This is a genomic window from Capnocytophaga ochracea DSM 7271, assembly GCF_000023285.1.
Taxonomy (GTDB): Bacteria; Bacteroidota; Bacteroidia; order Flavobacteriales; family Flavobacteriaceae; genus Capnocytophaga; species Capnocytophaga ochracea.
The window spans coordinates 2,147,078-2,168,259 of sequence record NC_013162.1; the positions used below are offsets into that span (position 1 = coordinate 2,147,078).

A 21,182-nucleotide genomic window follows, 5' to 3' on the forward strand; every position below is an offset into this window, starting at 1 on the left:
AAAAATTATGTTTTTGTAATTATGTAGGTTCAACTTTGCCAATGTTTCAAACATTGGCAAAGTATATAGGAAAGCCAGACTTTATCCTTTAGCTTTTTCGGTAGGGCGTAATACCATACGATACGACTGGTCTTTGCTGATGTAATAACCTACCCAATTGTACAAAGCTTTCAGCTTGTTGCGGAAGTTTACCAGCGACATTATGTGTATAAACGCCCAAATAGCCCACGCTACGAAACCTTTGAGGAAAATGTGTTTAGGCAAATCGGCGACGGCTTGGTTACGACCAATAATTGCCATTGAACCTTTATCGACATAACTGAAAGGAGTAGGGTTTACAAAATCTTTATTGAAGTTTTTTCCTAAGTTATTGGCTTGTTGTATGGCTACTTGTGCGAGCTGAGGGTGCCCTTGAGGAAAGTGAGGGTCGGAAGTCATAATAGACGAATCGCCGATTGCATAGATGTTTTCAAATCCTTCCATTTTGTTATAAGCATCGGTTTTCATACGTCGCCCACGCCCCAAGTGTTGCTTGTCGTCAATACCTTTGAAGGTTTTAGCCGAAATCCCCGCTGCCCATATTAGGTTACGAGCATCGAGCACTGTACCGTCCGAAAGGTATACTTCGTCATTTAGAAAATCGGTTACCTGTACTCCTAATTTGAGTTTTACACCTTTTTTAAGCAAGATTTTTTCGGTATATGCTTGGGCTTTTTTACTCATAGGAGCAAGTACGGTGTTTTGTCCGTCGATGAGATAAATATCACCTAAATCATCATAAGTAAGCTCAGGGTAATCTTTGCGCATAATGTTCTGTTTCATTTCAGCAAAGATACCTGATAACTCTACCCCAGTAGGACCTGCTCCTGCAATAGCAAAAGAGAGTAGCTTACGGCGCAATTCTTTGTCCTCAGTACGGGTAGCGCGCTCCAAACGGGTGTATACTAAGTTACGAAGCATAAGGGCGTCGCCTACGGTTTTCATAGGCATTGCTTTTTCTTCTACATCTTTGTTACCAAAGAAGTTTGATTCAGCTCCCGTAGCCATTACCAATACGTCATAATGCAGTTCTCCATTGCTCAAGATGAGTTTGTTTTCCGATGGAACGACTTCTCGCAAGGTAGCCATTCTGAAACGTGTATTTTTATACTTGCGAAATAGACGGCGGAAAGGGTAGGAGATAGATGAAGGCTCCATAAAGCCTGCAGCCAACTGATATAGTAGGGGTGGAAAGAAATTGTAGTTATTCATATCCACCAAGGTAATTTTATATTTACCAGAACGGTTCAACACTTTTACTAGCTCTAAGCCAGCAAAGCCACCGCCCACAATTACGATATGTTTTTTGTTTTCCATAATGATTATTTTAATTAGCTAATTAACAAATTTGTCGATTAGCCAATAATAGAGTGTAATTATAGTGTTTTATTTTCTTTTTCAGTGTTTTCTTCTTCTTCGTCCTTAGGGAATATCTCAATCTTAGGTTCTTTGATAGTTTCTTTGTTTGACAGACTGCGTTCTAAGAAAAGCAATAGACTTGGCAAGAGTAGTAAGTTCGTCATCATTGCGAAAAGCAAAGTGGCTGATATGAGTCCGCCGAGTGCTTTGGTACCTCCGAAGCTGGAGAGCAAGAACACTGAGAAACCACAGAGTAGCACGATAGAAGTATAGAACATACTTACCCCTGTTTCGCGTAAAGCTGCATATACCGATTTGCTTATCTTCCAATTACGCGCTACTAACTCTAAGCGATATTTAGCCAAGAAGTGAATAGTATCGTCTACCGAAATACCAAAGGCAATACTGAACACGAGTATAGTAGAAGGCTTGAGCGGAATGCCAAAATAGCCCATCAGTCCTGCGGTGATGAGTAGCGGTAAGAGGTTAGGAATGAGTGAGACAACTATCATCTTGAACGAACGGAACATATACGCCATAATGAGCGCAATGAGCAAAATAGCCAAGGCTAATGACCAAATGAGGTTGGTAGCTAAATAATTAGTACCTTTGGTAAACAAATAGGCTTTACCGGTAATCTTCACTTCATACCTATTACTTGGGAAAAGCTTTTGAGCTTTGGTGTAAATATTGTCCTCGATTTGTTGCATCTTCTCAGTACCAATATCCTTCATAAAAGTAGTGATGCGTGCCGTTTGCCCCAATGAATCTACATAAGCGGAGAGCATATTGGCATTACCTTTAGAGTTTTTGACGTATGAAAGGATAAAGTTTTGCTCTTGGGTAGTGGGCAGGCTATAATATTTAGGGTTGCCATTGTAATAGGCTTGTTTGGCGTATTTTACCAAGTTTACCAACGAAAGCGGTTTGGATATTTCGGGGATTTCCTCGATATGAGTGCAGAGTTCGTCAATGCGTTTGAGATTCACTAACCGAGTAACACCGTTCTTCTGCTTCGTATTAATAGTGATTTCCAAAGGCATAATTCCGCCATAATTCTTCTCGAAGAAAGTGATATCGTCAAAAAAATCAGCTGACTTAGGCATATCTTCGATGAGACTACCCGAAATCTTTATTTTGTAAATACCAATAATACTGAGGATAAGCAGAGCGATAGCCGTAGTGAATACTGCAATACGGTGATGCTTTACTGTATTCTCAATGAACTTGATAAGTCCACCCATCCAGTTGCGATGCAAATGCCTTAGGTGTTTTTCCTGAGGTATGTGCATATAACTGTAAATAATCGGGATTACCAATAGAGAGATGAAGAAGATAGATACTACATTGATAGAAGCAATGACCCCAAACTGTTTGAGCAAAGAACTTTCGGTAAAGATAAAGGTAGCAAAACCGATAGCCGTAGTGAGGTTGGTGAGCAGGGTTACATTGCCTACATTGCGGATTACCCTAATAAGCGACTTAGCTTGGTTGCCGTGCTTACTGATTTCTTGTTGGTATTTATTGATGAGGAATACGCAGTTCGGGATACCAATTACAATGACCAAAGGCGGAATAAGTCCTGTGAGAATGGTGATTTCATAGCCGAAAAGCCCTAAAAAGCCAAATACCCACATTACTGCAATCGATACCACGCCCATAGAGATAAACATCGCCCTGAATGAACGGAAAAAGAAAAAGAAGATGGCTGAAGTAGAGAGTAAGGCAGCCAAGATGAATAAACCTATCTCGTCCATTATGTTTTGAGCGCTGAGGGTACGAATATAAGGCATACCCGAAGTGTGCACTTTGAGTCCGGTTTGCGCTTCGAACTTCTCGACTATGGGAATAAAATCGTTGAGGATAAAATCCTTGCGGGCTTGTGTATTGACAATCTTTTTGTTCATATACACGGCTGTTTGCAAGGTATTTGTTTTCTTGTTGTAGATGAGACCTTCGTAGAAAGGTAGTTTCTCGGAAAGTACTTTTTTGAGACTATCAGCTTCAGTTTGGTTTTTTACTTTTCCTTCGATAAACTTATGGGTAACAAAGCGCTGCTGTGCAGTGTCTTTCACTAAGATAGGCAAGTTGTCAATAGAGATAACAGCGTCTATCTGTTTGAACTTTTTTAGTTCGTTACTAAGGGCAATCCATTTGTTGAGTACCTCAGGTGTATAGATTTTTTTGTCGTCTAACGCCATTAATATCAAGTTACCTTCTTCGCCGAACTTATCGAGAAAGTGCTTGTACTCCATATTCACAGGGTGATCATCGGGGAGCATATTTGCTTCGGTGAAGGTAAAGTGAACGTTCTTCCACTGTGTAGCTAAGCCCCCAGTGATAGCAGCTATGAGTAGTAAAAAAGCAATTCGGTTGCGCAATATTAAGCCCGCAATGGTACCCCAGAAGCTGGCTTTTATCCATCTAAACATCTTGATATCTCTTTATTTTCTGAGGGCGCAAAAGTACAAAATAATATACAATTACAAAAATAAATATCAATGATTAATGGTTAGCGGTTAATGATTAATAATGATTTTATGAATTGACAGGGAGTTTGACGTAAGAGATTAATTAGCAAATGAGGAAATTAGGAAATTAGGAAATGAGGAAATTAGGAAATGAGGAAATTAGGAAATGAGGAAATGAGGAAATGAGGAAATGAGGAAATGAGGAAATGAGGAAATGAGGAAATGAGGAAATGAGGAAATGAGGAAATGAGGAAATGAGGAAATGAGGGAATTAGCAAATGTGGGAATTAGTTGGAGAATATCGGAGGGGCTTAGACTTCGGAGGAAAACGAAAAATATCAGAAGTGGACTGAGAGGGATTTTAGCGAAAAAAGGCTATTAGGAGGGTGGGGTTAGCTTATAGAGAGCTTATAGGAAGCTTATACGAATCTTGGACGATTGGTATAGAAAGGGTATATAAATAATTGACTCATAATATAATACAACAAGGCTAAAAATGTTAAAAATGGGGTTTCGAGGCGAAAGAAAAGGGAAGAGGTGATAGGTCTTAGGTCATAGGCAATAGGGGGGATGTGACGAAAAATTAAAAGAAACCTCCCCCTTACACATACCCAGCTTTCGCTGGCTTCCTCGGAGAGGGGGAATGTGGAGACGGGAAAAAGAAGAAATGACGAGTGACAAATGAGTAGAATGACAAGGGTAATGGGATAAATATTCTTAGAATATTAGCTCATTTCAATAAATTGTTGTACTTTTGCACCCTAAAAACAACAACTTAAAGAGAATTCTGCAAATAAATATGAAAAATAAAATCTTTACTTTTGTATTTTCTTTATTAATCATCACGACAACTCTCACTGCCCAAGAACTGCTACCGCTTCCTTTGCGTCAGAAAGAGGAGCTCAAAGCACGTTCGTGGGTGCGCGAAACACCTTTTGAGCAAGTAACAGTAAAAGAGATAGGCAATCGCATCAGTGCGCTGAGTGTAAACCCTAAAAATAGCAGTGAGTTTATAGTTGCTCCAGAAAACGGAGGTGTATGGCTTACCCAAAATGGCGGGGAAACCTACCAAGTACTATGCTCAACCCTCCCTACACAAAGTATCACAGCACTGGCAGTAGATTGGCAATCGGGGACTTTGGCGGTTGCGACCCCTTATGGTGTTTTTATTTCTACCGATAAAGGAAAAACAACTGACTTTAAGGGATTGGGAGGAATGCAACGCATTAGCAGTTTGTATATCAACCCTACTAACCCCCAAGAACTTGTGGCGGGAGTATTGGGTAACCCTTATAAAGCTGATGAAAAACGCGGTATCTTCAAAACTACCGATGGCGGAAAAACGTGGCAACAAAAACTATTTGTAAGCACGCGTGCCGGGATTACGCAAATTACTGCTTCGCCCGATGGGGCAATGCTTTTGGCTGTATCGTGGGAAGTGAATAATAGTCAGTGGGACAGTGCTCCTTATGGCAGTAATAGTGGTATTTACAAGAGCGCTGATAAAGGCAATACGTGGACGAAAATCACGGTAAACAATGGATTTCTCAAAGGGAATAACATTGGCAAGATAGGGGTGAGTTGCTTTAACAGTCAGACTTATTATGCAGTAGTAGATAATCGCAATGCCAAAAAGAAAGAGAGCATTAATACTGTACAGAAAGTAGTGCGCATTCATCTCTCCGTTCAAGATTTTGATGTGATGAGCAAAGCCGATTTCCTCGCGTTAGATAACAACCGTTTAAATGTGTTTTTGCACAATATAGGTCAGGACGAGAAATATACAGCTCAGAATCTCAAAGATATGATAGCTGCAGAGGTAACCTCTCCTGCTAAACTACTGAGTTATTTGGGTGTAAGTACCCAAGAGGTTATAGGTGCGGAAGTGTACGTAACCGAAGATGGGGGTAATTCTTGGCAAAAGACGAATATTCAACCTCTGAATGATGTGTATTACCAAAACGGAGAGCGTTTTGGGGGCATCAGTGTAGACCTTAGTAATAAAAAACACTTATTTATAGGAGGATATCCCTTATTGGAATCTACCGATGGAGGCAGGACGTGGAAAAGCAAACAACCGATTTCGTTGGACAATAGCTATGAACAACTTTACTTACAACAGGGTACTCTATTTTGTACAACTCGCAGTGGATTACAGGTATCTTACGACAACGGAAAAAGTTTTGCTTTTAAGAATGTGCCACAGGCAATGGCTTTTACCCAGCTGAGTTACGACAAAGCTAACAAAACACCTTACTATGTGAGTGACCAAGTGGTATTGGCACAAAATAACAGTCATTGGAATACGTTCAGAAAAGCTATTCATTTGCTATCGTTTGGCAATGATAGCTATGCCGCAGAACCTTATGGCAAGTTCTTTACTTTTTTGCCTGATAGAGACCAGCTTTTTCCGTTAGGAAGTGCTTATTACGGTGAAAACAAGGAACCGTTGCGTTTTGGCAAGAATGCACCGCTACTTATTTCGCCACAAAACAAAGATATTATTTACATAGGAAGCGATAAATTGCACATTTCTATGGACAAAGGTCGGAATTGGCGGACTATTTCGGACGATGTAACCAATGGTAACAAGCAGGGCAACAAGGCATATGGTACAATTTCGGCTATAGCTGAATCGCCTTTTATGTTTGGTTTGCTTTATACGGGTAGTGACGATGGTATGATTTACACCAGCGACAACGGAGGGGTATCGTGGAAACAGATATACAACGCCTTTCCGCGTCCGCTAAAAGTGAACAACCTCATTGCCTCTAAACACCAGCGTAACCGGGTATTGGCAACCCTTATTAGTACTGATGATTCCAATATCGACCCTATTATTTTTATGAGTAATGACAATGGCAAGAGTTGGACAGATATTCATTCTAACCTGCCCGATAGTAAAGTAAATGTACTCAAAGAAGACCCTAAAAACAGTCAGATTCTTTATGCAGGAACTGATAATGGGGTGTATATTTCGTTTAACTTAGGTGAAAGTTGGCAACCATTCAGCAAAGGATTGCCGGAAACAGGTGTTTACGATATTTATATAGACGAAACAAATGGTGAAATGACAGTTGCGACATTGGGACGTGGTATTTTTCGCACCTCGGTGAAGATGATGCAAGAGCTAAGAGTGGCGATTACCTCGCAAGATTTTTATCCACTTGAAACACCTATTACGCTTCCTTATTCTACGAATTGGGGAAATGCCAATAACGAATGGGAAGAACCTGTGAAGCCTAATGTGTATTTCTATGCTTTTGCTTCAAAGGAAAATTTATCAATACCTATAAAAGTGATGAAAGGACGTGTTACCTTGCAAACATTTACTTATAAGACAAATGTTGGGTTTAATTATATACCTTATGACTTGACGATGTCTTATGCGGGTAAGACAGCCTATGAGAAGAGTCTTCAAAAGATATTTTTACCTATTGCTACTGATGGTAAAGTATATCTACCCAAAGGACGCTACACTATTATATTTACGCTTCCTGACAGCTTTGAAGAAGAAAGAACACTTGATATATATTAGAAGGAAAGAATTTTATAAGGGGTTTAACAAAAAGGCACAGACGACTTGAGTTTATCAAGAAGTCTGTGCTTTGCTTATATAAGAATATGCCATTAAAAAGCTTCTATTCTGTAACTATAGCTGTAAGGCTGATACAGATACAGTAAGTATTGTTCCATAGGTAAGTTGCCCCAGCTGTTATCACCTCCCAAACCTAATTGTTGCAAATCGATGTCTAAGTGAGTATACTTATCAGGGGTGAGTTCACCTGCGTGTGTTTGTCCTTTTTCTATACCAGGAAATAACTGTGCAGGACTATAAGGCAGGGCATTTATATTTAGTAAAGAACCTGTACTATAAATGGCAATGTTTACTCCTTTTTTCTTACTGAGCTTTGCCCAACGTACATCAGTTTTATTACCATTCTCTTGCGGACGCACATAAGGGTAATACTGGCTAACAATAGCACCTTCGTACAAGCCTACCATAGCCGATGTTTTCCTATCCCAATAACTTTCCCAAGGACCTCTACCATACCACTGAATGCGCTGAAAAGGCAGTAGTGTAAGATGATTGCCTATCTTAAAAGTAAGCGTTTTGTCGTTCTTTAGCGGTTTGAAGTGATTGCTCACCGTTACGGAAGGCTTGCCATCAAAAAGCAACTCTTGAGTATAATTAATTGTACCTTCTACCAATCGCTTGCGTAGGGTTATCTTCACTTGACCGGAGTTGAGTTTTTCTACCGATATACGGACACTATCAGCTTTTTTATCTGCCTCTTGTAGCTGTTGTAGTTTTTTAGGTAAACCTGCCCCAAAATCATTATCAGTCCCAGCTCGCCATAAATTCACCTCTAAGCCTTCGGGAGCAAAGAGTTCTTCATTCTTCACTTGAAACGATACCCATTTGCCTGTTTGTTTATCTATTTTGGCTGTATAGTGCTTATTATACAATAGAATATGACTGGCTGTTTCTTCTACCTGTAAAGGTGTTGTATCAGCAATAGCTTTTTGAGGAGAGTAGGAGGTGAGAGGAAACTCGGCAAAAGCGAGTTCTGTACCTTTCTTTAAAAGGCCTTCGTCTTGTTTGAGACGGGCGGTACATTGCAAGATATATTCTGCTTTATCGTCTGTTTTAAGAGGAGGTAGTAAAAAAGTAGCCTCGCTTTGTGGTAATACTATTAAGTTGGTAATATTACCACTTTGAACAGGAACACCTTCTTTGAGCAGTTGCCAATATATTTCGTAGTTTAATAAATCTTTAAAGAAATGTTTATTGCGCAATATCAGTTGGTTATTTTGATATTGAAAGCCTATTTCTTGTTGCACTTTGCGTACTTCATAGGCGTGAGGATGCCAACTTCTGTCGGAAGCTATTACTCCATTGATAAGAAAATTATTATCGCTGGGAGTATTTTTATCACCATAATCACCCCCGTAGGTTACTATTTTCTTGCCATTAGATAAGGTTTTATAAAGCCCTTGATCGATGAAATCCCAAATAAAACCACCTTGTAGTTTAGGATAATGTTCATACACGTCCCAATATTCTTGAAAGTTACCTACACTGTTACCCATTGCGTGAGCGTATTCACATTGCAAGAAGGGTTTAGTATGATTGCTGAGCGCATAGTCGATAAGGAAAGGAATACGACGGTACATACGCGACTCAATATCAGTATTCCAATCGTAGTGAGCTAATTCATAGTGAATAGGGCGTGAGGAGTCTAAGCCTTTTATGTGTTGATAACCTTTGTAGAAGTTCCAACCGTTACCTGACTCGTTGCCCATACTCCAAAACAATACTGATGGGTGGTTTTTATCGCGCTTTACCATACGTTCCATACGTAGCAAATGAGCATATTCCCACACGGGGTCATTACCGATAGTCTTATCCATTTCATAATGCATACCGTGGCTTTCTATATTAGCCTCGTCCATTACATAAAGCCCATATTTATCACAAAGGTCATAGAAATAAGGGTCGTTAGGGTAATGAGAGGTACGTACCGCATTAAAATTGAGGGCTTTCATCTGCTTTACATCGTTCTCCATCTGTTCTTGACTCACTACTTGTCCCGTATGCGGGTCGGTTTCGTGACGGTTCACCCCTTTGAAGAGTATGCGTTTGCCGTTTACCAAAATGTTAGCCCCTTCTATCTCAATCGTTCTAAAGCCTATGGGACGACTTACTACTTCTTTCACCTTTCCCTCAGCATCGTACAGCGCCATTTGTAAACGGTACAGATAAGGCGTTTCAGCACTCCACGCTCTCACTTGTGGCAATTGTGCTTCGAATTGCAATTCGGTTTTACCAAAGGCTTTTTTGAGTCCGATAGTTGCTTTTTGCTCTTGGTAGAGCAGTTGTTCTTTGTCGAACAGACTTACTTCCACTTGGTATTTGGAGACATCGCTTGGAGTTTCGTTCCATACTTCTACCGAAGTGGTGAGTTTGCCATTGGTGTAGTTTTTATCTAAACCAGCGCTGATACTAAGGTCGTATAAATGCACTTTAGGTCGCATATATAGGTAGCAATCACGAGAAATCCCAGAAAAGCGCCACATATCTTGGCATTCGAGATAGCTTGCGTCCGTCCATCGACGCACTTCCATTGCAATAAGGTTTTTGCCCTTAGTGATATAAGGTGTAATGTCAAATTCAGAAGCCAACTTGCTGTCTTTACCCATACCCACAAATTTACCGTTTATATACAGTTTAAATGCCGATTTCACTGCTCCTAAATGTAGATATACCTTTTCTCCTTGCCAAGAAGTGGGCAAATCAAAAGTTTTGCGATACAGACCAGCATTTTGTTGGAGACTATCAGGAATATCGGGAGGAGTAGGGTTCTTTTGATTGAATTCGTAAGAAGCGTTCACGTAAATTGGAATGCCATATCCCTGTACTTCCCAATTAGAAGGTACAGGAATTTTCTTCCACTGACTTTCGTTAAAATTGGTTTTGTAGAAGTCTTTTGGCAACTGACGGTAGTCTTCTTTCCAAAGGAATGACCACAAGCCATTGAGATTTAGGAAACGTGCTGATTGCTCTATCATACCATTTTTTGCTTTAGCTATATTCTCAAACGGAAAGTAGGAGGCACGCATTGACATTCGATTGATTTCTTGCAGTGCTGGATTTTCAAAAATGGAATCCAAGTGTTGGGCATAAGAGACTATAGTTAGAAAAAATGATATAATAATGTATAGGTAGTTCTTCATACAAATAATATGTTACAAATTTTGGCAAAGTTGAATCGTTATAAAATTCATTTCACAGGAAACTCTTTATTGAAAAATACCTTTTCAGCCAAATCGTCTTGCTTGTCTCGAATTTCTTTTAAAAGTAAAGCTTCTAACTGTTTAGTAATTTTCAGATATTCTTTTTTGCCATAGACGTTGCTGAGTTCTTTAGGATCGGTTTTGAGGTCAAATAGCTCCCAAGTATTCACGCGTTTGTAGTAACGAATGAGTTTATAACGATCAGTGCGAACACCAAAATGAGGTGATACTGCGTGTTCTCCGTTTTCGTAGTAGTGATAGAATATTTGATTGCGAATAGGTTTGGCTTTTTTAGCAAACAAAGGTAAGAACGATTTGCCTTGTATGTCAGCAGGGATAGGCAAGCCGGCTAATTCTAAGAAAGTAGGCGCCAAGTCGATGTTCAACACAAAATCATCGTTGGTTGTGCCTTTAGGAAAGAGCTTAGGGTAAGAGACAATCATTGGGGTACGGAAAGATTCTTCGTACATCCAACGTTTGTCAAACCAACCGTGCTCGCCCATATAAAAACCTTGGTCGGACATATATATAATCACAGTATTGTCTTTCAATTTGTGCTTTTCTAAGTAATCGAGCATACGCTGAATGTTCTTATCCATCGATCTTACGGTAGATAGATAATCACGCATATAGCGTTGAAACTTCCATTGTGCTAATTCTTTACCACTGAGGTTTGCGCTGAAATACTGTTGACGTATAGGATTGTAAAAATCGTTGTAATGTGCTAATTGAATAGCGGTCATACGAGAGAAGTTTGCATCTTGCACTTCTTCTTTTTCATCTTTGAACATCTTCAAATCGTAACCCATTATCATATCCTTACCAATGGACATTTCTTGCAAACTTGCGGGCTTGCGAGTTGCATAATCGTCAAAGAAAGTATCGGGCAATGGGAAGTTTACCTGTTCATAAGCTCCTAATTCAGGTAAATCGGGCATCCAAGTACGATGCACCGCTTTATGCCCCACAACCAAGCAGAAAGGTTTATTAGGGTCACGACGATCGAGCCATTTTTCGGCTTCATCTTCAATGATATTGCTTACATAACCTTGCTCGTTTACACGTTTTTTACCTTCAATGATAAAGTCGGGGTTAAAATAACGACCTTGGTCTACTAAGATTTTAAAGAAGTCAAAGCCCTTGGGGTCATCACCTAAGTGGTATTTTCCCACCCAAGCAGTTTGGTAGCCTCCTTGTTGCAAGAGATTCACAAACTGTTGTTGTGAAGAATTATAGTGTGATGTCTCATTGTCCATAAAGCCATTCTTATGGCTATACTTACCCGTGAGAATACAAGCCCTACTAGGACCACAAATGGAGTTGGTTACAAAAGCTTTGTTGAACCTTACACCCTCATTAGCAAGTTTATCAATTGCAGGAGTTGCATTAGTAGCCCCATTGTTATAAGCTCCAATCGTTTGATACGAATGGTCGTCTGAAACAATAAGTATAATATTAGGTTTGCTTTGTGCAAAAACTGTTGTGGCATATAAAAGCCCAAAGAAGAATACGAATTTTTTCATAAATGAATTGGTGTTAAAATGAACCACAAAAGTACAGCGACTTTTTTAAAGTACCAAATTAATTAAGAAAAAAATATTCTATTATGAGTATTTATATAAAAAGAAGTTAGTAATAGCATTCTAAATATAAAAAAAGCTCCCTAATTTCTTAGAGAGCCTTTTTCACAATGCATATAAATACTACTACTAACTCCAAAAATGAAGAAAATTTTTCAGTTTTAGAATCTCTATTACTGTTCTCAGTAATAAAGTTTTTTTACATAAGATTTTGTTTTAAGTTTGATAGTTTTAATGAAAATGTTTTTTCTAATTCTTGTTTTAACAATGTTTCTTTTAGCAATCTTCTGTTTACTATATTGAAAACTCTGTGCCAAAAAAATATTCCTTTACATTATATTTTGTAAATTACTGATTATAAGGAAGTATTTTTTGATAATAAAAAAGTAATTATTTTTTGTAACCTTCTTTTAATTTGTGTAATTATACGTTTATGATGTGTATTTACACACTGTATTATAGTGCTACACTTTTACCTTAGTTAAAAACTCTTGTGTATTAGGCCCTTCGTGGAAAAGCAAATCTAAAATAGATAAGTTAGGAATAAAACCATATTTATCTGAGAATATTTGGTGGTAAGGGGGCATTGTTACAGAGTATTTTTTTTTAGCACTACTCAAAAAACGATAGTCTTTCACTCCTTGTGGCTCGGCTTCATACGTTTTTGTCTTGTCAAAGTTAATATGTACTAACAAACAGGCTAAAACAGTTTCAATTGTGTCGATATTTACATCGAGTAAGTAAGTATATTGCTTTTCAAAAATACGAACCAAATCGTCTTCATAATACTCAAAATAAGGAGATGTACGATAGGCTGTCTCTAAACTTTTCCAGTGCAGACGTTGCCATAGGAAATTATTCTCTACTTTCACATCTTTGAACAACTGTCGTCCAGTTTCACCTCCTACGTGCTTAATAGGTAAGTTTAGGGATTGCTTGCCATTGGCACCGTAAATATATGTGCGATTGCGCAAGGTTTGTTTCTGATAGTTGTCAGAGACTTCTAAAACGCAAGGTTTGTTCAACATCAAGTGAAATTGAGCAATAGAAGGAAAATAAGTAGGGTGTAATAATACTTGTTCAACCATATTATTCTTTTACTTTTTTCTTTTTAACCAAACTATATACCAACCACAAACCAAGTAACCCAAATACAATATATCGGTAGGACACAGGTTCACCTTCACCATTTACGGTAGTGAACAAACGTTGCCAACGTATTTTCTTAAATCCTGAGGCATTCTTGTCTAAACTCATCCAAATGAGTACGGGTTTACCAAGTACGTGATCTTCAGGTACAAAACCCCAAAAACGACTGTCTTCAGAATTGTGACGGTTATCTCCCATCATCCAGTAGTAATCTTGTTGGAAGGTATAAGAGGAAGCTTTCTGCCCATTGATGTAAATATCATCACCCTTTGTTTCTAATTTATTGTGTTCATATTCACTAATAATGCGTTTATACAAAGGCAAATTCTCTTTAGTAAGTATTACGTTTTTTCCTTTAGCAGGAATGGTAATAGGTCCGTAATTATCCTCATTCCAAGCAAAAGTAGGACTGTGAGGGAAGATTGCAGGATTGTAGACCCCAGCCTTATTTACATTGCGAGTAACTGACACAATACTCGTGTTAGCCTCCAATGCTTTAGCTACGTCATCTGTAAGGGAAGTAAAAATATAAGTGTCGTTGTTGATGGGATAAGCGGGATCGGTAACACCGTACTGTTGGTACATCACTACTCTAAACTCATCGGGATGACTGAATAAATTGGGCTGTGTAACCACTATATAAGAAGTTTGTAACTTGGCACGTACAGGATAGATTTCCTTTTTACCATTTATCCATACATCGCCGTTTTTGATTTCTAATACATCGTTAGGGATAGCTACTGTGCGTTTTACATAGTTAGACTTCTTATCTATGGGCTTATCTACGTGAATGCCCGAATTGTCTCGGAAGTACCTTACTGTATCGGTAGGCCAGTTGAATACCGTAATATCATTGCGCTGTACTTTCTGCAAAGCAGGTAAACGCAAATAAGGTAACTGAGGCGTTTTGATATACGATCTTGTGCCTATTATAGGAATTGAATCGTGTACCATAGGTAATGATAGAGGAGTCATAGGCACACGCACTCCGTAGTGAAACTTACTTACAAAAAGAAAATCGCCTACCAAGAGGGTTTTTTCTAAAGAAGAAGTAGGTATCATATAAGGCTGTATAAAGTAGGTGTGAATAGCCGAAGCTGCTACTACCGCAAAGATAGTAGCACTCACCCAAGAGGAAACATTCTTTTTGATGGCTTCTACATCTTTACCTACGTAGTGTGTAGAAGGTAAATAGGTTATGTAGGCAGCAAAAAGTCCCAAAGTAATTATTGATAGCAGGGTGTAACGCTTCTTGCGATAGTTAAATACGTGTAACCATTCGTAAGTCATCACAATTACCATAATATTACCTATTACAGGCAAATAGAGCAGGAATACCCACCACCAAGGACGAGAGATAATACGTAAGAAAATAACGGTATTGTAAAAGGGAACAAAGGCTTGCCACGCTTTGTAACCTGCTTTTTCATATCCTTTCCAAAAGAATAGCCCATTGATGAGCTGTGCAATGATTAAAATATATAAATATATCATAATGATGAATGATTAACGTTTAAAGGTTCATTACTTTTTGTTCTCTTAATTGTTTTAAGAATGTTGCCACACCATCTTTGGAGTGGTGAAGTGTTATTTGTTTGGCTACAGCTTTTACTTCGTCGCGAGCATTAGCAACTGCTACACCACAACCTACGCCTTTGAGCATCTCCAAATCGTTATAGTTATCGCCAAAAGCTATTGCTTCGCTCAAAGGTAAATGATATATCTCGTTTGATACTATTTTCACTCCTGTGAGTTTAGAAATACTGATATCTGATAGTTCTATATAAGTTTCTCTCCCGCGATAGATTTGCATTACCTCTGTATATCTCTCGTTTAGTAGCTTGAACATTCGCTCTATAAGAGTTTCTTCTCCCATTAACATTAGCTTGTGAGCGCCGTGTCCTGCTTGCTTCCACTGAGTGAGAACTTCGCGATTGGGTCGCACGGTAGGAGTTACTTTGGTAATTGTTTCTTCACGTTGTGCCCATTCATCGTTAGCGGGTACATACCACTCGTCGTTATAATAAAAGCTAATGTGTATCTCAGCATTGAACTCTTGTTCGTTGAGGGCGACTACTTCTTCGAGAATAGAGTAGGGGATAGTAGTAGAGTGTAGCACCTTTTCGCCATTGAGCACTAATCCGCCATTATAAGCGATAAGTGGTAATCCTGCGATGCCTAAGTCTTTTTGTATGTGATACATTTGCTCAGGCATACGTGAAGATACTAAAATGAAAGGTATTTTGTCTTTCAGTTGTTTTACTTCGTGAATGGTGTTCTGCGTAAGGGTTCGCGAACCACTTAATAGAGTGCCATCGATATCAGAAAAGATAATTTTATACATTCTTTTAGTTAAGAGTCCTATGTTAAAAATTATGAGTTATTAGAGTGCAAAGATAATGCCTTTTTTTAAGATAAGTAGTTTTTTGATTAAAAAATACGCTTAATGAAGGTTGAGTACATCGTTCATCGTAAATACTCCTTGCTTACCTACAATCCATTCGGCTGCCATAACGGCACCGAGAGCAAAGCCTTTGCGATTGTGAGCGGTATGTTTAATTTCTATGGTGTCTACCTCACTGGTATAGGTGATGATATGAGTGCCTGGGACACTATCTATACGCTTGGCTACGATAGGGATTTCGTTCTCGGTAGCTGTGTTTAAATGCCAACCTGTTTTATCAGTTTCAGCGATAATACTTTCTGCCAAAGTAATCGCAGTACCGCTGGGGGCATCGAGCTTTTGAGTGTGGTGAATTTCTTCGATAGCTACCTCATAGTCTTTGAGTTTAGCCATCAGTTTGGCTAAGGTTTTGTTCAGTGCGAAGAATACATTTACCCCTATACTGAAATTAGAGGCGTAGAGAAAAGCGGTTTGGTGCTTTTGGCACAAAGCTACTGCCTCATTGTATTGGGCTAACCAACCGGTAGTACCTGCAATCACGGGTACTTTGTGTGTGAGACAGTTGCTAATATTAGCAAAGGCACTGCTGGGGGTGCTGAATTCTATAGCCACATCGGCTATTGTAATGTCGTAAGAAGTTTCGGCATTATCTATTTTTAACACGATTTCGTGTCCGTGAGCGATGGCTATTTGTTCAATGGTTTTACCCATTTTGCCATATCCGAGTAAAGCTATTTTCATAATTGACTATTATAAATTAAATATTTTATTTCTTCTGTTAAAACACGCAAAGTAGTAGTAGCACGACAGACAGATAAACAATTAACGAACAAAAGACGAACAAAAGACGAACAAAAGACGAACAAAAGACGAACAAAAGACGAACAAAAGACGAACAAAAGACGAACAAAAGACGGTGCGAGTCGCACGGGCAGATAAAGAAAAGGCGAACAAAAAATGGTACGAGCTGCACGAGCAGATAAAGAAAAGACGAACGAAAAATGGTTCGAGCTGCACGAGCAGATGAACGATAAACGAACCTAAGATGTAGGAATCTTGAATTTATACTACTTTTCAGTCGTTGAGATTCTTCGCAAGAGTCGTAGTTGGTGAGTGTAATTGCGCAGTTCACTATTAAAAATACCAATATGATCTAACCGGTCGATGCGCACTTTGCCAAAAGAGTGAATAATCCTGTTGTCGCCTAAGAGAATGCCCACGTGAATGATATTGCCTTCTTCGTCGTCAAAAAAAGCTAAATCACCTGCTTGGCATTCTTCTATAAAACTAAGAGAAACACCACAAGTAGCCTGTTTTTTAGCCGTACGAGGTAGGTGTATGCCGTTGAGTTTGAAAACCATTTGTACCAGTCCGGCGGCATCTATCCCAAAGGGAGTTTTGCCTCCTGTTAAGAAAGGTACGTTTAAATATTCCAAAGCAGTGGGGATAATGCCTTGATGAGGTATTTTTTGGGTAGATTGTGAAGTTTGTAATAGATGATTGTGAGAAAAGGTAGCACCTTTGGGTATGTGCAGAAAGAGGTTGTCTCCAGTTTTCAAACGGAGTTTTGTAAGCCATCGGTGAGCGTATTTTTCTTTCTTTTTTAGAGATTTTTTGTAGTCCTTATCCGAAATTTCCGTAAACTGACTGTTAGCTACCCAGCCTTCAATATTGTCGAACAGCAAGCGCACATAGCTCCAATGCTCTTCTTTATCAATTACTTGCAACAACTCTCCGAAGAGTAATTGCGTAATCATCTCAGCCCCCTCAAAGGGCTCTAAACGTACGGGAACAACGCTCAAATGGCATATTCCATAAGGTGTTTCTAATATCTTCATATTCATCACGCCCGCAAAGATAGCAAATAATTAAGTATTAACAAGAAACTATTCATATTTTTTTTGTTTTTAAATGCTATTTTGTCTACTTTTGCACTCATAACAATCACATTACTATGGCAGCTTACAAACACGCTATTACCTTAGAAGCCGCTTTAAAAGAAGTAACCGAAGAACGCTTTTGCAAAGGACATCATTATAAAGATGTTGCCCTCACCGATGCGATGGTAGAGCAGATAGTACAAGTAAAATCCTTAGTAAATATGGGTTTTATCAATACTGATATTACCGATGAAGCCCTCAAATACTTGGCTACTTTGCCCAAACTAAAACTTCTTTTTTTAGAAAACAATAAGCAACTCACAGGCGAAGGTTTCAAATACTTTACCTCGAAACCTGTTGCCCACATTTCGTTGGACGGTTGCCCCGTAACCGATGAAACCTTGAAAATTGTTTTGCAAGTGCCTCGCTTGAAGTCTATTTCATTGCGCCATACCCGCATCACTTTCGAGGGGTTAATGGCTGTGGCGCATTATAGCAGAATAAAGTTCTATCTCGATAAGTTTTTCACCGAGGAACAAATAAAAACCTTTGAGCAAGCCCAACGCACGGCGGGAAAGAAGAAACCTACTGCTACCAATACTGATGATTTTCAAGTAGTTAAACAATTGCTCTTAAACTTTTTCTCGGCGATGACCCAGTGGGAAGAATTCGCTACAAAAAATGATGAAACAGAAGAGGATGACCTTTTGATAGAAGAAAAATGTAAAACGATTTTTAAAAAATATTGCACCGACAAACGCCGCATAGGCTATCGTCCTGAGTGGATTAGCTTTTCTATGACAAAAGGTGGGACCTATGGCAATCATCAAATTATAGATAGTGAGACTCTTACCAAGAATAAGATATATATTTACACCCAAGACGAGTTAAACTTTCAGTATCGCTTCCTGATTATCCGAAAAGACGGTATTTGGAAGATTGATGAGTGCCAATGGCGTGACGGAGGCTGGAAAAAATACGGATTATAAAACTCAATTTAAATAAATAAGTATGATGACAGATATATCTCAAAAGCTAAAATCTGATATAAAAGTAGAAGATTTGAAACAAGAAAATGGTATTTTGTGCTGTATGAATGACTATTTCATTAGTGGAGATAACCAAAGGTATATGAAAATGTACGATTGGATGTCTTTTTTCTATGATTTTGGAGAGAAATGGATAGGAAGACTCAAGTATGGACACGCTATTGACCATCTACGTACCGAGTTGATGAGCCGTTTGGAATGGAAGAACAATATTTCGGTGCTTTATGTTTCCATAGGTACGGGGGCTGACTTGCATTACCTGCCACAAGGGATTGATTTGAAAACGATAGACCTTGTAGGAGTTGATATTTCGATGGGAATGCTCAAAAAGTGCAAGAAAAAAATGCAAAAGAAGACTAATTTAACGCTTGTACAATGCCCCGCTGAAGATCTTCCTTTTGCTGATAATACCTTTGATATTGTTTTTCACATTGGGGGCATTAACTTTTTTAACGACAAAACTCGTGCAATGAGTGAAATGCTTAGAGTGGCTAAAGCAGGAAGCAAATTGCTTATTGCAGATGAAACAGCCGACTTTGTGGAGACCCAATACAAGAAAAGTGTCTTCTCCAAATCTTATTTTGAAGACAAAACAGTCGATTTGAATGCCATAGAACAATGTATTCCTATTTCAGTAACTGAAAAGAAAACAGAGTTGTTTTGGGATAATAAATTTTATGGCATTACTTTTAGAAAAAGTAACTAAATGAATGCTATGAGAAAAAAAGAGTTTGCTAAACTGCAATATAAAAGCCATAACAAACAATTGTTTGTTATGGCTTTTTTGTAGAAAGTCTATTTGTTAAAAGTTATTTCTTAGTGGCAGCTTTTTCAGCTTTTGCAGCATCTTGTGCGGCTTTCATTGCAGCACGCGATACTCTCACCTGGCAAACCACAGTATTATCTGGGTGCATAATCTTGTATTTATCTTGTGCTAATTTAGTAACGTATAGCTTGTTACCCATTTCTAAGCCCGAAATATCTACAGGAACAAAATCAGGTAAATTGTCAGGAAGAGCTTTTACTTTTAGTTTGCGGTTCACAATACGCAAAGTACCCCCTGCCATAATACCTGGTGAAGTCCCCTCAATTTGAATTGGCACTTCAATAGTGATTTCTTTGTCTTTGTGAAGCTGATAAAAATCGATGTGGATAATTTTATCAGATACAGGGTCAAACTGAATGTCTTGCAGAATGGCGTTATAGGTTTTACCATTCAATTCAATCGCAGCGGTGTATACGTTAGGAGTGTACACGATGTTTTTGAATGCTAATTCAGGCGCTGAAAAATGCAGAACATTGTCTCCTCCGTATAATACGCAAGGAACCTGTCCAGCATTACGTAAGGCTTTGCTCGCAGCTTTGCCCACGCTTTCTCTTTGAGATCCTTTGATTGTAATTGATTTCATTTATTTATAAATAATTATTAAGTTACTTGTTCTTAGGCGTTAGGTTTTGTTAGATATTAAACATCAATTCTTACCTTTTACTTTTTACCTTTCACCTTGCTACATTATAAATTTAGAACTGATAGGCTCGTTGTGGTGTACGCGATGCATTACATCAGCAAAAAGATCAGCACAACTCAGTACTTTTATTTTGCTCGAAGGCTGCTTTAGTGGAATCGAATCAGTCACGATAAGCTCTTCTAAAGCCGAATTCTCTATGCGCTCATATGCGTTCCCGCTCAGTATAGGGTGAGTAGCCACCGCTCTTACACTTATAGCTCCTCTGTCCTTCATCAGTTGGGCAGCTTTCACCAAAGTACCTGCCGTGTCTACCATATCGTCTACCAATACTACGTTTTTACCTTCTACTTCACCTATAAGCTCCATTGTTTCAATCACATTGGCTTGTTTGCGCTGTTTATAGCAAATCACCACATCACATTTCAAGAACTTAGAATAAGCATAAGCCCTTTTAGAGCCTCCCATATCGGGCGAAGCAATACACAAATTGTCTAAGTGCAACCCCTGTAAATAAGGTAAGAAAATGCTTGAAGCAAAAAGATGGTCTACAGGGCGCTCAAAGAATCCTTGAATTTGGTCAGCGTGCAAGTCCATCGTCATAATACGAGTAGCACCTGCCGCTTGCAAAAGATTAGCCACCAATTTTGCCCCTATTGGCACTCTGGGTTTATCTTTCCTATCTTGGCGAGCCCACCCAAAGTAAGGCATTACTGCTGTGATGTGCCTTGCCGAAGCGCGTTTGGCAGCGTCTATCATTAGTAAAAGCTCCATCAAGTTATCCGAATTAGGGAAAGTAGAGCATATTAAGAAAACGCGTGCCCCTCTAATCGATTCTTCATAAGAGGGCTGAAATTCACCATCACTATAATAAGAAAGTTTAACTTCACCGAGCTGAGTACCGTATTTTTGCGCAATTTTCTCAGCCAGCTCTATGCTTTTAGAGCAAGCAAAGATTTTTGAATTAGGGGTGGTTTCACTAAACAT

The 21,182-nt window shown here is 38.9% G+C and carries 14 protein-coding genes; 3 read left to right on the forward strand and 11 right to left on the reverse strand.

Features of this window, described 5'->3' with window-relative positions; translation table 11 throughout:
- Positions 1-81 precede the first annotated feature (81 nt).
- Both COCH_RS09075 and COCH_RS09080 read right to left on the reverse strand, forming a co-directional pair.
- The gene (locus COCH_RS09075; RefSeq protein ID WP_015782845.1) at positions 82-1,356 is read right to left on the reverse strand and encodes an NAD(P)/FAD-dependent oxidoreductase; all 1,275 of its coding nucleotides are present in this window, start codon (positions 1,354-1,356) and stop codon (positions 82-84) included.
- A 59-nt stretch (positions 1,357-1,415) separates the two neighbouring features.
- Positions 1,416-3,830: an efflux RND transporter permease subunit gene (locus COCH_RS09080; protein WP_015782846.1), complete on the reverse strand. Its 2,415-nt coding sequence runs from the start codon at positions 3,828-3,830 to the stop codon at positions 1,416-1,418.
- Positions 3,831-4,668: 838 nt separating this feature from the next.
- Between COCH_RS09080 and COCH_RS09085 the strand changes: the two genes are divergently transcribed.
- Positions 4,669-7,407: a beta propeller repeat protein gene (locus tag COCH_RS09085; protein WP_015782847.1), complete on the forward strand. Its 2,739-nt coding sequence runs from the start codon at positions 4,669-4,671 to the stop codon at positions 7,405-7,407.
- 92 nt (positions 7,408-7,499) lie between these two features.
- On the opposite strand, the gene COCH_RS09090 is transcribed toward COCH_RS09085, so the two are convergent.
- The 7 genes from COCH_RS09090 to COCH_RS09120 all read right to left on the reverse strand — a co-directional run bounded on the left by COCH_RS09090 (position 7,500) and on the right by COCH_RS09120 (position 17,644).
- Positions 7,500-10,607: a glycoside hydrolase family 2 TIM barrel-domain containing protein gene (locus COCH_RS09090; protein ID WP_015782848.1), complete on the reverse strand. Its 3,108-nt coding sequence runs from the start codon at positions 10,605-10,607 to the stop codon at positions 7,500-7,502.
- A 47-nt stretch (positions 10,608-10,654) separates the two neighbouring features.
- On the reverse strand, positions 10,655-12,190 hold the full coding sequence (locus tag COCH_RS09095; RefSeq protein ID WP_015782849.1) for a sulfatase family protein: 1,536 nt from the start codon (positions 12,188-12,190) through the stop codon (positions 10,655-10,657).
- Between the two features lie 521 nt (positions 12,191-12,711).
- Complete coding sequence (locus tag COCH_RS09100; protein ID WP_009418899.1) at positions 12,712-13,335, reverse strand: WbqC family protein; 624 nt, start codon at positions 13,333-13,335, stop codon at positions 12,712-12,714.
- A gap of 1 nt (position 13,336) precedes the next feature.
- Positions 13,337-14,890, reverse strand: a complete 1,554-nt coding sequence (gene lepB / locus COCH_RS09105) for a signal peptidase I (RefSeq protein WP_009418898.1) — start codon at positions 14,888-14,890, stop codon at positions 13,337-13,339.
- 19 nt (positions 14,891-14,909) lie between these two features.
- Positions 14,910-15,740: a Cof-type HAD-IIB family hydrolase gene (locus COCH_RS09110; RefSeq protein ID WP_015782850.1), complete on the reverse strand. Its 831-nt coding sequence runs from the start codon at positions 15,738-15,740 to the stop codon at positions 14,910-14,912.
- Positions 15,741-15,839: 99 nt separating this feature from the next.
- A complete protein-coding gene (gene dapB / locus COCH_RS09115) occupies positions 15,840-16,541 on the reverse strand; it encodes a 4-hydroxy-tetrahydrodipicolinate reductase (protein ID WP_015782851.1) in 702 nt (233 codons plus the stop codon).
- 326 nt (positions 16,542-16,867) lie between these two features.
- A complete protein-coding gene (locus COCH_RS09120; RefSeq protein ID WP_015782852.1) occupies positions 16,868-17,644 on the reverse strand; it encodes a C40 family peptidase in 777 nt (258 codons plus the stop codon).
- A 110-nt stretch (positions 17,645-17,754) separates the two neighbouring features.
- Here COCH_RS09120 and COCH_RS09125 point away from each other — a divergent pair, with 110 nt between their 5' ends.
- Both COCH_RS09125 and COCH_RS09130 read left to right on the forward strand, forming a co-directional pair.
- Positions 17,755-18,669, forward strand: coding sequence for a RhsIA family immunity protein (locus COCH_RS09125; RefSeq protein WP_015782853.1), 915 nt, complete (start codon positions 17,755-17,757; stop codon positions 18,667-18,669).
- Between the two features lie 22 nt (positions 18,670-18,691).
- Positions 18,692-19,435, forward strand: coding sequence for a class I SAM-dependent methyltransferase (locus COCH_RS09130; protein WP_015782854.1), 744 nt, complete (start codon positions 18,692-18,694; stop codon positions 19,433-19,435).
- A 103-nt stretch (positions 19,436-19,538) separates the two neighbouring features.
- Here the strand turns inward: COCH_RS09130 and COCH_RS09135 are convergent, their stop codons facing one another.
- Both COCH_RS09135 and COCH_RS09140 read right to left on the reverse strand, forming a co-directional pair.
- The gene (locus COCH_RS09135; RefSeq protein ID WP_009418740.1) at positions 19,539-20,138 is read right to left on the reverse strand and encodes a 50S ribosomal protein L25/general stress protein Ctc; all 600 of its coding nucleotides are present in this window, start codon (positions 20,136-20,138) and stop codon (positions 19,539-19,541) included.
- A 99-nt stretch (positions 20,139-20,237) separates the two neighbouring features.
- On the reverse strand, positions 20,238-21,182 hold the full coding sequence (locus tag COCH_RS09140) for a ribose-phosphate pyrophosphokinase (protein ID WP_015782855.1): 945 nt from the start codon (positions 21,180-21,182) through the stop codon (positions 20,238-20,240).